This window comes from Arthrobacter sp. UYCu723, assembly GCF_054059215.1.
Window position 1 is genome coordinate 2852531 of sequence record NZ_JBSSBW010000001.1, and the last position, 13301, is coordinate 2865831.

Genomic DNA, 13301 nt, shown 5'->3' on the forward strand with positions numbered 1-13301 from the left:
AAACGGGTCCGATCCGGCCGGTACCGGAATGGCGTGCCCCGGAGGGCGGATGTGACGGCAGGCCGCCGGTGCCAGCCCCGGACGGACGGATCCGCGGGATAATGGGAACATGACCGAGCAGGATCAGGACCGCGACCCCTGGGAAGAGTTCGACCGACTCAAGCCCGCGGGTCCCGACCGCGTCGCGGGCTACCCCGGCGGCGAGCCCCAGGGCTTCGGCTTCCGGACGGGCGTGCGGAGCGCGAAGGTGGCCATCGGCTTTGCCGTCTATGCCCTGTGCCTCGGGACCGTGCTGGTGGTGATCGGGGCCGTCGTCTTCGTCGAGCAGGGACAGTGGTGGTGGCTCGGACTCATGGTCCTGATCGAGGCACTGTTTGTCCTGGCGTTTACCCGCTTGCTGGCCCAGGCGCGGAACCGGCGCGCCGCCGGCTGATCCAGGCTCCGCCGGCTGACCCAGCAGCGCGCCTAGAGCCAGCCCTTGCGCTTGAAGATGCCGTACATCAGTCCCGCGGTGCCGGCCATGAGCCCGATCGCCATCGGGTAGCCGAACGTCCAGTGCAGTTCCGGCATGTGGTCAAAGTTCATCCCGTAGACGCCGGCCACAAAAGAGGGGGCGAAGAAAATGGCGGCCCACGAGGAGATCTTCTTGACCTGCTCGTTTTGTTCCGCGCTGGCCTCGTTCTGCCGGTTGGCGGTCAGCGTCCCGTCCAGCGTGAGCGCGTTCTGCAGCAGGTCCCGGAAGGAATCGGCGCGGGAGATCAGCCGCTCCACATGGTCCTCCACATCGCGGAGGTTGTGCTGCAGCTCGGTGTCGACCTCGTACTTCTCGAAGCCGCGACGCAGCAGCTGCATCATGGCGGGAAGCGGGTGGATGGCGCGCTGGAACTGGATGACCTCCCGGGCCAGCTCGTAGATCCGGCGGGACACCCTGGGGTCACCACTGAAGAGCTGATCCTCGATTTCGTCGATGTCGTTTTCCAGGCCGGCAACCACGGGGACGTAGTCATCCACCACCTGATCCATAAGCGCGTACAGCACCGCCTCGGGGCCGTGGGCCAGGAGCTCCGGACGATGCTCCAGGCGGCGGCGCACCTGCGCCACGCTTCCGGTCTCCGCGTGCCGGATGGTCACCACGAAGTTCTTGCCGGTAAACACATGCAGCTCGCCGAACTCCACGGTTTCGGTCTCGTCGAGGTACCGGGCCGGGCGGAGCACGGTGAAGAGGTTGTCCTCGTAGCGCTCCAGCTTGGGGCGCTGGTGGGCCGAGATCGCGTCCTCCACGGCCAGCCCGTGCAGGCCGAATTCCGCGGCGACGGCAGCCATCTCCGCTGCGGTCGGCCGGTACAGGCCGATCCAGGCCATGCCGCCGTGCCGGGTCAGGGTCTCGAAGGTCTGCTCGAGGCTCTGCGGCTCGGCACTGCGGACGCCGTCAACATAGACGGCGTTATCGATAATAGTCACGGGCCAATTATCCTGTCTCGCGGCGCGGATGGGCGGCAAGGGCTGCCGCGCTGCCCCGCCCCCGCGCGGCGTGTCACGTGGCGCGGCCGGGGGCCAGCGAGCTGCCCTGGGCAAGGCGGCTGATGAGCGGCTCTGTCCGGTACTGGATGTGGGTGTGGAGGGCCAGCACGGTTTCTGTCCGGATGACGCCCTTGATCCTGAGGATGGACCGCAGTGCGGCCTGGAGGTTGTGCGTGTCGGTCGCCACCACCCGGCACCAGACATCGCCCCGCCCGGAGATCTCGTGCACTTCAAGGACCTGCGCGATCAGGCGCAAGGCGCCCACGACGCCGTCGAGTTCCCGGTGGTTCACCTCGATCGTCACGAACGCGACGACGTCGTAGCCCACCGCCTCGAGGTCGATCTCCCGGCCGCCGTCGTGCAGCAAACCGGAACGCTGCATCCGCCGCACCCGCGACTGCGCGGTGTTCCGAGCGATGCCCAGGGTTTCACTGAGCTCGCCGATCTGGATCCGGGGATCCCGGATCAGTTCCAGCAGGATTTTCAGGTCGGTAGGGTCCAGACTGTTCAAATCATCACTCCGGTTCACTTCGGTGGCCTGTGATTGACGGTTTTGATCAATTTTGGCACAGAAATTGGCCGGTTAGATCATGAATGCCTCATTCTTTAGGTATCAAACTTTTTCCGGACGGGCAGCACCCCACACCACGGGCGCTGTGCGGTCCGGTTTCACGCAAGGGCACGGACATGACTGTCTTCAGCGAACTTCGCATGCGCCCGGCCACAGCTGATCGCTGGGGTTGGGATGCTTCCGTCACGGCACGGCTGGTGATGGCCGGCGTCGTGATCTTCACGCTGCTGGTCGGCGCAAATCTCGCAACGCCGCTGTATCCGTTGCTGCAGGCCAAGCTCGGCATCACCGCCCTGGACGTCACGGTTGCCTTCTCCGCCTACGTCCTGGCGCTGGTGGCCACTCTTGTACTCGCCGGGCACTGGTCGGACCACATCGGGCGCCGGGCCGCCCTCGTCCTGGCGGTGCTCGTCGGTCTCGCCGGGGGTGCCGTTTTCGCCACGGCGGACAGCCTGTTCATGCTCTCCGCCGGCCGGGCGCTGCAGGGCGTCGCGGTGGCGCTCGCCACCGGCGCCAGTTCCGCCGCCCTGCGCGAGCTGCTGCCCAGCCGTCCCGATTGGGCCTCGCGGTTCACACTCCTGGCATCCGCCGGAGGAGTCGCTGCCGGCCCGGTGATCGGCGGGGTGCTCTCGCTCCTGCCCGGCCCCACGTCCACCCCGTACTACCTGCATTCCCTGGCCCTGGTCGCGCTGCTGGTGCCGCTGTACCTGCTCAAGGCCCGGCCGGCCATCAGTTCGGCCACCGGCCCGCAGCCGCTGAGCGTCCTGGCGCCGCGCCGGCCGTCCGTGTCCAGCGAGGCCCGCGGCGCCTTCTGGCTGGCCTCTTCGGTGGGTTTCCTGAGCTTCACGGTCTTCGGCTTCTGCCTCTCCCTTGCGCCCGGCTACTTTGCCCAGATCGTCCACGCCGACTCGCGGCCGCTGATCGGCCTGCTGGCGGGACTGACGCTGGGCTCGTCGGCGCTGAGCCAGCTGCTGGCCGTGCGCGGACGCTTTGTGGTTCCGGTGGGGCTCGGCATGCTGGCGGTGTCCGTGCTGCTGATCGCCGCGGCCGCCGCCTGGAGCAGCCCCTGGCTGCTGATCCTGGCGAGCATTGCCGCCGGCGTCGGCCAGGGCGTGTCCTTCCGGACGGTCTTCAACGACGTCGCCGGAAAAGTGGAGGCGCCACGCCACGCCCAGGTCATCAGCACCCTCTATGTCATCACCTATCTGGGCAGCGCCATCCCGGTCATCGGGCTGGGGCTCGCGGCGGGAGTGGTCGGCCTGCAGGCGGCCGTGGCCGGCTTCGTGGTGCTGTGCTCGATCGCGGCAGGTGCCCTCGCGCTGATCACCCTCCGCGCGGCGCTCCGCCGCGCCTGACGGTCGCGGCTTCCGGAGCTAATCCGGCAGCGGTCCGTGATTGCCCTGGATGTGGTCAAACACCAGGGTGGTCTCGGTGTGGCCCACCACCGGATCGGTGGCCAGGTTGTCCAGCACCCAGTCGCGCAGATCCTCGGTGGTGGCCACGGCGATGTGCAGCAGGTAGTCCACCGAGCCCGAGGTGTGGAAGGTTGAAAGCACTGCCGGGAGCTTGGGCACCCTGGCGGTGAACCGGTCGATCTGCTCGCGGTCGTGGGCCCTGAGCCGGACGGCAATGAGCGCCTGCACCGAGCGCCCGATGGCGGACAGGCTCAACTGGGCTTCGAAACCGAGGACTATCCCGCGCTCCGAGAGGGCCCGCGTGCGCATCAAGGCCGTCGACGGTGCGATGCCCACGAGTTCAGCCAGCTGCTTGTTGGAAATGCGGGCATCCGGGCGTCGATCGCGTCCGCGGCTCGCCGGCACCCACTCCCGGCCGAATATTCTTCGCGCTGCTACTCACGGATCCTCCGCAGTTCATCATAAACGGCACAGGCGCAGGCCAGGCTCAACTGGGCTTCGAAACCGAGGACTATCCCGCGCTCCGAGGGCCCGCGTGCGCATCAAGGCCGTCGACGGTGCGATGCCCACGAGTTCAGCCAGCTGCTTGTTGGAAATGCGGGCATCCGCCACCAGGGCCGCAAGCAGGCGCTCGTCGATCGCGTCCAGCGGCTCGCCGGCACCCACTCCCGGCCGAATATTCTTCGCGCTGCTACTCACGGATCCTCCTTGAAGTGTTGTCAGTTCATCATAAACGGCACATTCCGGCACTTCCATTCGCAGGCCCTATAAAAGCCCGAATTATTGCCAGATACTTGCCGCATTCAATGGTGAATATTCATAAGGAGCAAGGTGCTTTCTCAAGACTCGCTGGCTGTCCACGCCGGCCGCAACGGCCTCACCGAACTGGGCGTCCACGCAGTGCCCATCGATCTGTCCACCACGGCACCCCTTCCCTCGGTGCACGACGGCGGCCTGGCCTATGAGCACATGGCCACCGGCGGCACCCATGTGGAGGGCCAGAGCACCGTCTACCAGCGCCTCTGGAATCCCACCGTGGCCCGGTTCGAGGAAGGTGTCGCCCTGCTGGAGGACACCCCGGAGGCGGTGGCCTTCGCCACCGGCATGGCGGCGCTGAGCGCCGTCCTGCTCGCCATGGTGGCCACCGGCAAGAAACATGTGGTGGCAGTTCGGCCGCTGTACGGCGGAAGCGACTACCTGCTGGCCTCGGGAGTGCTGGGCAACGAGGTCACGTTTACCACCCCGGCGGGCGTCCATGCCGCGCTCCGGCCGGACACCGGCCTGGTGATCCTGGAGACGCCGGCCAATCCCAGCCTGGAACTCGTGGACATCGCCCGGGTGGCCGCTGCGGCGGACGGTGTGCCGCTCCTGGTCGACAACACCTTTGCCAGCCCGGTCCTCCAGCGGCCCTTCAAGCACGGCGCCGCCATGGTGCTGCACAGCGCCACCAAGTTCCTCGGCGGGCACGGCGACGCGATGGGCGGCGTGGTTGCCGCGGCTCCGGAGTGGACCACGAGGCTGCGCCAGATCCGGGCCGTGACGGGCGGCATCCTGACGCCCTGGCCGGCCTACCTGCTCCACCGCGGGCTGGCGACGCTGCCGGTGCGCGTGCGTGCCCAGCAGGCCAGTGCCCAAAAGGTCGCTGTCGCGCTGATGGAGCACGGGCTGGTGGGGCGCGTCTTCTACCCAGGACTGCCCGAATGCGATCCGCAGGGCCTGGTGGGGACGCAGATGGCCGGCCCCGGTTCGCTCCTGGCCTTCGAGGTGGCAACGGCCGGGCACGCCGAGCGGATTCCGTCCGCCGTCAGGATGATCACGCACGCCGTCTCCCTGGGCGGCATCGACACGCTCATCCAGCACCCGGCGGGGCTCACGCACCGTCCGGTGGCCGCCGACGCCAAGCCGCACGCGGGCCTGCTGCGCATCTCGGTGGGGCTGGAAGATCCCTCGGACGTGGTGGCCGACCTCGTGCAGGCCATCGAGGCTACCCGCTGACAGTTGCCGGCGCCGCCCCGGCTGCCGGGTTCACCGGTGCGGGGTGCACGACGGCGGTGATCACCGCCGTCGTGCCTGCCAGTCCGATCACGGTCAGGGCCAGTGCGGCCCAGCCGAGGGACTGGAAGACCAGTCCGCCGGCCCAGCCGATGATGCTGGAGCCGAGATAGTACGCGAGGTTGTAGAGCGAGGCGGCCTGGGCGCGGCCGGTCGTGGCGATCACTCCGGTCCAGCCTGCGCCGATGCTGTGCGCCGCGAAGAACCCGCCGGTGAAGACCAGAAGTCCCAGCAGGATGAGCGGCAGCAGCTGTGTGAGGGTCAGTGCCAGCCCGCACACCATGAGGGCCGTGCCCGCGAGCAGGACGTTGCGCCGGCCGAAGCGGAGGGTCAGGCCCGCGGACCAGCGGGCGGAGACCGTCCCGGAGAGGTAGGCCAGGAAGATGAGGCTGATGGCCGTGGCCGGCAGGCTGAACGGTTCGCCCGAAAGCCGGAAGCCGAGGTAGTTGTAGACGGCCACGAAGCCGCCCATCAGCAGGAACGCCTGGATGTAGAGGGCCAGCAGCCGGGGGTTCCGCCCGTGGCCGGCCAGGGTCCGGGCCGCACCGCGGAAGCCGCTGGCCGCCGCGGCCGTGAATCCCCGCGCCTTCGGCACGAGGGCCAGGAACAGGACCGCGGCCGCCGTGGCAAGCACGGACACGGCCAGGGCGGCGGCCCGCCAGCCCCACAGTTCACCCACGGGTCCGGCCACGAGGCGCCCGGCCAGTCCGCCCAGGGTGGTGCCGGCGACATAGCTTCCGGCAGCGAGGGCGGCATGGGCCTTGTTGACCTCCTCGTTGAGGTAGGCGATCGCGATGGCCGGGATCCCGCCGAGCGCCATCCCCTCGAGCATCCTCAGGCCTAGGAGCATCGGGAAACTTGAGGCCAGCGGCACCAGGAGCCCCAGCACTGTGGCGGCCAGGATGCCCCAGGTCATGGCGCGGACCCGGCCGATGCGGTCGGCGAGGAAGGACCACGGGAGCACGGTCACCGCGAGCCCCACGGTGGCGAGCGAGATGGTCAGCGCGGCCTCGGCCGCCGTCACCTGGAGGTCCGCCGCGAGGATGGGCAGGACCGCCTGGGTGGAATACAGCTGGGCGAAGGTTGCGACGCCGGCGAAGGCCAGTCCGGCGAGGATTTTTCCGTAGGCCCGGGACCCCTTGGAGTGTCCCGGCCAGGGCGGGTTCCCGGCGCCGGCCGCAGTCCCGCCGCCGGCGGATCCGGCGCCGTCGATGGCGGCCCCGTCGATGGCGGCGGGGACCGGCATCCCTGACCGGGCGGCGGCGGTGGAACTGCGGCGCGGGCGAAATCGTGGCATCTGCCCAGAATAGGCCTCATAAAGACATGCTTCCAATGCATGATTTACATATAATCAATGTCAACGGTGGAACAATCCGGAGGTTGGGACCATGGACGTCGAGCACAAACAACTCGTGCAGCTGCTGCCGCTGCTGCCGCTGCTGGCAGAGCTCGGGCGCACCCAGCACGTCACTGCGGCGGCTGAAGTGCTGGGACTGCCGCAGTCGACGGTCAGCCGGGGGATCGCGCGGGCCAGCGCCATCGTCGGCGCCGAACTGTTGATCCGCGACGGCCGCGGGGTGCGGCTCACCCCAGCCGCCAAGGCGCTCATGCCGCACATCGAGGCGGCGCTGGGCGAGTTCCAGGCGGGGCTGGACCTTGTCCGCCACGAGTCCGAGGTGGTGCGCGGCCGGATCTCGGTGACTTTCCAGCACACCTTTGGCGAGGCAATGCTGCCGCTGCTCATCAGCGCTTTCCGGGCCCGGCATCCGCAGACGGCGTTCGACCTGAGCCAGGGCTCGAGGCACGGCTGCCTGGCCGAACTCGCCGCGGGTGACGCCGACGTGGCCCTGACCGCGCCTCTCGCGGCGCAAAGCCGGACTATTGCCTCTGCCGCGCTGTACCGGGAGCCGCTGCGCCTCGTGGTGCACCACCGGCACCGGCTGGCGAAGCGCCGGCGCGCCCGGCTCGACGAGATCCGGCGGGAGCCCTTTGTGGCCATGGGGCCGGGCTACGGCATGCGCTCGCTGACCGACGCGCTGTTCCGGGAAGCCGGCTTCCGGCCCCGGATCGCCTTCGAGAGCCAGGACTCGCACACCGCCCGGGGACTCGTCTCGGCCGGTCTGGGCGTGAGTATCCTCCCGCCCGGCGGCCGGGCCCCCGGCCGCCACCCGGCTGCGGAATCCGTCGACCTCGGCTGGGTGGAGATTGCCCTGGGTTCCCGCCTTGCGTTCCGCGAGATCGGACTGGCCTGGCGGCAGCGCCGCGGCGGAACGGACGCGGAGCCGGACCCGGTGCGGCTGTTCCGGGAGCTCGTGCTCAGCGACGGACCGGCCCTCCTGGCGGGCTTCGTGCGGGAACGCTCGGGCAGCTGAGGCGCCGGGTGCCGCCCTTCTGCCGCGAGTTCGCCGGAAGCCCGCGAAATCGCCGAAAAAAAATTACGGCGATCCGGCAAGTTTCCGGCGACGTCGGCGTCGCAGCCGTCAGCGCGGCCCGGTCCGGTCAGTCGCCGTCGAGCAGACCGGCCAGGATGTCCGCGACCGGTCCCGGCCTCGCCTGCTGCCACCCGGTGCCGGCCCAGAGGTTCAGGCGCTCCGGGTCCCCGGCGGCAGCCGCGGCCGCACGCAGCGGGGCTGTGAGGTGATGGACGGCCGGATAGACCTCGGGGGCATCGGTGTGGTCGCGGACAAACTCATTCACCAGCGCCCGGGCCTGCTTCCCGGTGAAAGCGGACGTGAGCCGGGTCTGCGTGAAATGTGGGCTGGCGAGGGCATCCTTGTGCAGTTGCCGGGCGCCGCTTTCGTCCGAGCGGAGCAACGCGGTGCCCAGCTGGGCAGCCTCTGCGCCGGCGGCCAGCACGGCCGCCAGCCCGTCCCGGTCCATCACGCTCCCGGCGGCGACCAGGGGGAGCCCGACGGCGGACCGCACCAGGGCAACCAGCTCCGCCGTCGTGCGCGGCTGACTAGACTTCCGGGCGCCGCTGCCTCCGCCGGCGTCCTGGAAGGCGGCGCTGTGGCCGCCGGCTCCCGCATGCTGGACCACCAGTGCATCCACGCACTGCTCGGCGGCGGCCAGCGCCTCGGCCGGCGTGGTGACGGTGGCGAGGACCGCGGAGCCGGCCCGCCGGAGCGCGCGCACCACAGCGGGACCCGGGAGCCCGAACGCGAAACTGACCAGCTCCACCGGATCCGCCAGCAGCACGTCGATCTTTCCCTGCCAGGCGTCGTCGTCATCGAGCCGCAGTGGCGGGAGCTCGGCCCCGTACCGGCGGACGTCCGCCTCGAGCCGGGAGCGGTACTCCTCAAGTTGCGCCACCAGCGCCGGGGACGGCCGCAACTGGCCGGGGTCGGGGACGAAGACGTTCATCCCGAATCTGGCCCCGGACGCCCGGGCGGTGCGGATGTCCGCCTGCATTGCCGCCACGCTCTTGTATCCGGCGGCAAGGAAGCCAAGCCCGCCGGCCTCGTGGACAGCCTGCACGAAGGCCGGGGTGGAGGTGCCGCCGGCCATGGGGGCGGCAATGACGCGGGTACCGAAGAGGGGATGCGGCATGGCTCACTCCTGGAGACGATTCAGTAGGCTGTTCTCGTGACTAATACTGACATCCCGCCGGCGGCGGATTCTGCTCCTTCGTCCTCAAACTCCATCGCCGCAGCCGGGGACGGGGCGGGCGGCGCCGTGATCGGTCTCGACATCGGCGGCACGAAGACCCGCGGGGTCCGGTTCGAAGCCGGCCGCGCCGTGGCGGACGAGTCGGTGGGCAGTTCGAACGTCCAGAACGTCAGCCGCGAGGAAGCGGCACGCCATCTGGCGGAACTCTTCGCCAGGATCGGCGGAGGCGCCGTGGCCCAGGTGTACGCCGGGGCCGGAGGCATCGACACCGACGACGACGCCGCGGCGCTCGCCGCCCTGATTGCGCCGCTCGTGCCCGGCGCCAGAATCACTGTGGTCCACGATTCCCGCCTTTTATTGGCCGCCGGCGGCGCCAGCACCGGTGTTGCCGTCATCGCCGGGACGGGCTCGGCGGCCTGGGGCCGGAACGGCGCGGGCGAGGAGGCCCGCGCCGGCGGCTGGGGCTATCTGCTGGGTGATGAGGGCAGCGGCTACTGGCTGGGCCGCGAGGCTGTCCGCCACAGCCTGCGCCGGATGAACCAGGGGCTGGAGCCCGACGAACTGACCACCGCCCTGCTGGCATCGTGCGGGGTGGATCACCCGAACAAGCTGATCGCACTCTTCCACTCCGCGGAAACGGGTCGCCGGTATTGGGCGCAGCAGGCACGGCTCGTGGTCGATGCCGCCAATGCCGGCCACGCCACAAGCCAGGAACTCGTGGACCAGGCAGGACGTGATCTGGCAGGGCTTGCCGAGCAGGCCCTCCGGCAGCTCGGCCTTGACGGGCCCGTGATCCTGGGCAGCGGACTGGGCATGAATGTGCCGCGGCTGCAGGAATCGTTCCGCTCGGCGCTCGCCGCGGCGCGGATCAGCGATGTCCGCGTCCTGGACCAGGAACCTGTCTTCGGTGTGCTCCGGCTCGTGGCCGAAAACGGCTGAATCCGTCCCGGTGCCGGGCGCTGAACCAACGCTTCCGGAACCGGCCGGCAGCCGCCCAGTACCCGTCAGTACCGGCGGCGGGGCCGCAGCTGCACGCCGGGCAGCGGCGGCGCCGGAATGCGGCCCGCCTCGGGGCCGGCGTCCGGGCCATGGCCACGCACCAGCCCGAACCGTGCGGCGGCGGCGGCGCCGTCGGGAAGGCCGGCCTGGTCCTCCCAGTCCAGCCGGGACTGCTCGACTTCGGCGTGGGTGCGGCCGACGAAGTTCCACCACATCAGCAGTTCTTCCTCGAACGGCTCCCCGCCGAGCAGGACAAAGCGGGTGCCGGGGAGGGACTCAAGATCAAGCGTGTCCCGGCCGGAACCCAGGTAGCCCAGGGGGCCGGGAGGGACCTCCTGGCCGTCGAGGGTAAGGCCGCCGTCGAGCACCAGCACGGCGTGTTCAAAGTCCGGGTCCAGCGGCAGGCTGAGCCGGCCGCTGCAACTGATATCCGCCCCGACGATGGGGGAATACATCGTCGCCGGGGACGTGGTGCCGGCGAAACTGCCCACCATCACGGTGGCCGTGTAGCCGTCGCCGCTGACCTGAGGCAACTCGCGGTGCTGTTCAAAAGCCGGGGCCCGGTGCCGTTCGCTGTCCGGCAGGGCCACCCAGAGCTGGAGTCCGCGCTGCAGCGGGAGCTGCCCGGCGGCTTGCCCGGGGACACCGCCTGCCGGTTCGGGCTGCGGCGCGGTAAGGACCGCAAATTCGGAGTGCGAGACGCCCCGACCGGCGGTCATGATGTTGAGTTCGCCCGGCCGGACGATCACGTCGCTGCCCACGCTGTCGCGGTGCCTGATGGTCCCCAGAAGCGGCCACGTGACCGTCTGCAGCCCGGTGTGCGGGTGCGGGAGCACGGACATCGCCACCCGGTCCGGCCCAAAACTGTCCAGGAAACACCACGCCCCCACGGTGGGCAGCCCCCGCTGAGGCAGCGTCCGGGACACATTCATGGCCCGGACGCCACCCAGCGGGACCTCGCGGGCCGGCCACAACTGGAGGCACGGACCGACAGCGAAGCCTCCGTGGGCTGGCGGGCAGATTTCTTCCATCGGGCGCACTTCAAGATTGGTCACAGTCAAACTCTAGGACGGAAACCCGCGATCCGGCAGGGCACGGCGCCGGACACTACGCTGGAGGGATGAGCCTGAATTTCGATACACGCCCCGCCGCCTACGCCGTCATTGTGCGTGACGACGCGATCCTGCTGGCGTACTGGAAACAGGGCGGCAAGGAAGGCTGGACCCTGCCGGGCGGCGGTCTGGACCTGGCCGAGCATCCGGTGGACGGGTGCCGCCGGGAGGTCTATGAGGAAACCGGCTACCGCGCGGAGATCGGCACCATGCTGGGGGTCGACGTCGGGCACTGGCCCGCCGAGATCCGGATCGACGGCGGCGAACGGGACTTCCAGTCGCTGCGGCTCGTCTACGAGGCGACGATCACCGGCGGGGAGCTTCGGCACGAGGTGGACGGCAGCACCACCCATGCGGCCTGGATCCCGCTGGCGGAGCTGGAGGGCCTGAACACGGTCTCGCTCGTGGACGTTGCGCTCCGGCTCTACCGGGAACGGCCGCTGGACGGCAGACTTTCCTGACGTTTTCCCTAGCCAGGCACGGGCGGGCACGGTTATTCTGGGAACGCCGCCGGGCGCACCGGCGAACCGGTAGCAAGAGCGGGGAGGTGGAGACGATGACTGCAATTTACCTGCGCGCAACGCGCGCCAACGGCCACGTCATTATTCCTGCCCCGGCTTTTCGCACCTCCTAGCACTCAACAGCTGCCCGGTTTCTCAACAACCCGCAGCGCGGCACGTGCACCGGGGCCCCATCAAAGGGTTTTCGTTGACTACTTCTTCTGCACGTCCAGGCGCCGCGGGCGCCAGCCAAACCGGCATCCTTTCGGCAGGTCCATTCCGCTACGGCTACACCCCTGCCGTCGCGGACCGCTTCGCGGCCAACCCCGTTCCGGGCGGAGCCGGCCCGGGCCGGGTCATCCGCGTGGACCGCAACCGGATCCTCATCGCCGTCGGGCAAGGCGCGGCCCACCTGCCCTACCCCCGCGCCGGGGACCTTCCCGCCACCGGGGACTGGGTCTGGCTCGGCGCCAACAGTGCGGGGGAGCCCGCCATTGTGGGGGTCCTGCCGCGCCACTCGGAACTGAGCCGCAAGCGTGCCTTCGAGGCGTCCTCGGCGGCGCAGGTGCTCGGCGCCAACATGGACATCGTGGGCGTCGTCGTTCCGGTGGACCGGCCGCTCACGCACAACCGGCTGGAACGCACCCTCGTCGCGGCCTGGGACTCCGGCGCCACACCCCTTGTGATCATCACCAAAGCGGACCTCTCGGAGGTGGCGGACGACGTCGTCGGGCAGGTGATGCTGCAGGCCGCCGGCGTCGACGTCGTGACCACCTCGGCCGAACACGGCGACGGACTCGACGAACTCCTGGCCCACCTGCCGCCCGGCGGGACACTGGTCCTGCTGGGGCCGTCGGGGGCCGGGAAGTCCACGCTCATCAATGCCCTCGCCGGCTTCGACGCGCAGGAAACCGGGGAAGTCCGGGCCGGCGACGGCAAGGGCAAGCACACCACCACATCCCGGGAACTCGTGCCGCTGCCGGGCGGCGCGGTGCTGATGGACACGCCGGGGGTGCGCGGCTTCGGGCTGTTCGACGCCGACGACGGGATGGAGGAAATCTTCGGGGACCTGGAGGAGCTCTTTGGCCAGTGCCGCTTTTCCGACTGTGCCCACAACAGCGAACCCGGATGCGCTGTACAGGCCGCGCTCGCGGACGGCTCCCTCGATGACCGGCGGTGGGCCAGCTACCTGAAACTCCAGCGCGAACTCTGGGCCCTGGCCCGGCGGCACGACGCGGCCGCGCGCCGCGCCTACGCGCGCGAGTGGCACCAGAAGATTGTGGCGGCCGGCCAGAGCCAGCGCGCCGCCGAGCGGTACCACCATGAAAGAGCCGAAGTACAGGACGGAAAGGGCGGCAAGGGCGCGAAGGGCGGGAACAAGGGTGGCGGAGGCCGCCCGCGGGGGCGCTGACCGGGCGCGCGGAGAAGGGCCAGGGCCGCGCCGGAAGGGCGTTCCGGCGCGGCACCCATCCGAAACCGCCGCGGATCCGAAGCCTTACGGTAGCCTCGGTGCCGCCGACTA

Annotated in this window: 13 protein-coding genes and 1 pseudogene; 7 read left to right on the forward strand and 7 right to left on the reverse strand. The window is 69.9% G+C overall.

Going from position 1 to position 13301, the window contains the following annotated elements; all coding sequences use genetic code 11:
* The first annotated feature begins 109 nt into the window (after window positions 1-109).
* Window positions 110-433, forward strand: coding sequence for a hypothetical protein (locus ACVWZ8_RS13465; protein ID WP_456504892.1), 324 nt, complete (start codon window positions 110-112; stop codon window positions 431-433).
* Between the two features lie 32 nt (window positions 434-465).
* Here the strand turns inward: ACVWZ8_RS13465 and corA are convergent, their stop codons facing one another.
* Both corA and ACVWZ8_RS13475 read right to left on the reverse strand, forming a co-directional pair.
* A complete protein-coding gene (gene corA / locus ACVWZ8_RS13470) occupies window positions 466-1461 on the reverse strand; it encodes a magnesium/cobalt transporter CorA (RefSeq protein ID WP_426978886.1) in 996 nt (331 codons plus the stop codon).
* Window positions 1462-1534: 73 nt separating this feature from the next.
* Window positions 1535-2032 (reverse strand): Lrp/AsnC family transcriptional regulator, encoded by a 498-nt coding sequence (locus tag ACVWZ8_RS13475; RefSeq protein ID WP_426978885.1) that lies wholly within the window; start codon window positions 2030-2032, stop codon window positions 1535-1537.
* Between the two features lie 176 nt (window positions 2033-2208).
* Between ACVWZ8_RS13475 and ACVWZ8_RS13480 the strand changes: the two genes are divergently transcribed.
* The gene (locus ACVWZ8_RS13480) at window positions 2209-3447 is read left to right on the forward strand and encodes an MFS transporter (protein WP_426978884.1); all 1239 of its coding nucleotides are present in this window, start codon (window positions 2209-2211) and stop codon (window positions 3445-3447) included.
* A gap of 18 nt (window positions 3448-3465) precedes the next feature.
* Here the strand turns inward: ACVWZ8_RS13480 and ACVWZ8_RS13485 are convergent.
* Window positions 3466-3949, reverse strand: a pseudogene (locus ACVWZ8_RS13485) (Lrp/AsnC family transcriptional regulator).
* A gap of 17 nt (window positions 3950-3966) precedes the next feature.
* Window positions 3967-4206 (reverse strand): Lrp/AsnC family transcriptional regulator, encoded by a 240-nt coding sequence (locus ACVWZ8_RS13490; RefSeq protein WP_456504893.1) that lies wholly within the window; start codon window positions 4204-4206, stop codon window positions 3967-3969.
* A 132-nt stretch (window positions 4207-4338) separates the two neighbouring features.
* Between ACVWZ8_RS13490 and ACVWZ8_RS13495 the strand changes: the two genes are divergently transcribed.
* Window positions 4339-5502 (forward strand): trans-sulfuration enzyme family protein, encoded by a 1164-nt coding sequence (locus tag ACVWZ8_RS13495; RefSeq protein WP_456504894.1) that lies wholly within the window; start codon window positions 4339-4341, stop codon window positions 5500-5502.
* Here ACVWZ8_RS13495 and ACVWZ8_RS13500 read toward each other — a convergent pair.
* Window positions 5492-6856, reverse strand: a complete 1365-nt coding sequence (locus ACVWZ8_RS13500; protein ID WP_456504895.1) for an MFS transporter — start codon at window positions 6854-6856, stop codon at window positions 5492-5494. The genes ACVWZ8_RS13495 and ACVWZ8_RS13500 overlap by 11 nt on opposite strands.
* Window positions 6857-6947: 91 nt before the next feature.
* Here ACVWZ8_RS13500 and ACVWZ8_RS13505 point away from each other — a divergent pair, with 91 nt between their 5' ends.
* Window positions 6948-7931, forward strand: coding sequence for a LysR family transcriptional regulator (locus tag ACVWZ8_RS13505; protein ID WP_456504896.1), 984 nt, complete (start codon window positions 6948-6950; stop codon window positions 7929-7931).
* 127 nt (window positions 7932-8058) lie between these two features.
* Here ACVWZ8_RS13505 and ACVWZ8_RS13510 read toward each other — a convergent pair whose 3' ends face one another.
* A complete protein-coding gene (locus ACVWZ8_RS13510; RefSeq protein WP_426978879.1) occupies window positions 8059-9108 on the reverse strand; it encodes a nitronate monooxygenase in 1050 nt (349 codons plus the stop codon).
* 36 nt (window positions 9109-9144) lie between these two features.
* On the opposite strand from ACVWZ8_RS13510, the gene ACVWZ8_RS13515 reads away from it, so the two are divergent.
* The gene (locus tag ACVWZ8_RS13515) at window positions 9145-10107 is read left to right on the forward strand and encodes an N-acetylglucosamine kinase (RefSeq protein ID WP_456504897.1); all 963 of its coding nucleotides are present in this window, start codon (window positions 9145-9147) and stop codon (window positions 10105-10107) included.
* Between the two features lie 65 nt (window positions 10108-10172).
* Here ACVWZ8_RS13515 and ACVWZ8_RS13520 read toward each other — a convergent pair whose 3' ends face one another.
* The gene (locus ACVWZ8_RS13520) at window positions 10173-11222 is read right to left on the reverse strand and encodes a pirin family protein (RefSeq protein WP_426978877.1); all 1050 of its coding nucleotides are present in this window, start codon (window positions 11220-11222) and stop codon (window positions 10173-10175) included.
* A 65-nt stretch (window positions 11223-11287) separates the two neighbouring features.
* Here ACVWZ8_RS13520 and ACVWZ8_RS13525 point away from each other — a divergent pair, with 65 nt between their 5' ends.
* Window positions 11288-11740, forward strand: coding sequence for an NUDIX hydrolase (locus tag ACVWZ8_RS13525; protein ID WP_456504898.1), 453 nt, complete (start codon window positions 11288-11290; stop codon window positions 11738-11740).
* A gap of 298 nt (window positions 11741-12038) precedes the next feature.
* Window positions 12039-13190: a ribosome small subunit-dependent GTPase A gene (gene rsgA / locus ACVWZ8_RS13530; protein WP_456505950.1), complete on the forward strand. Its 1152-nt coding sequence runs from the start codon at window positions 12039-12041 to the stop codon at window positions 13188-13190.
* Window positions 13191-13301: the final 111 nt, after the last annotated feature.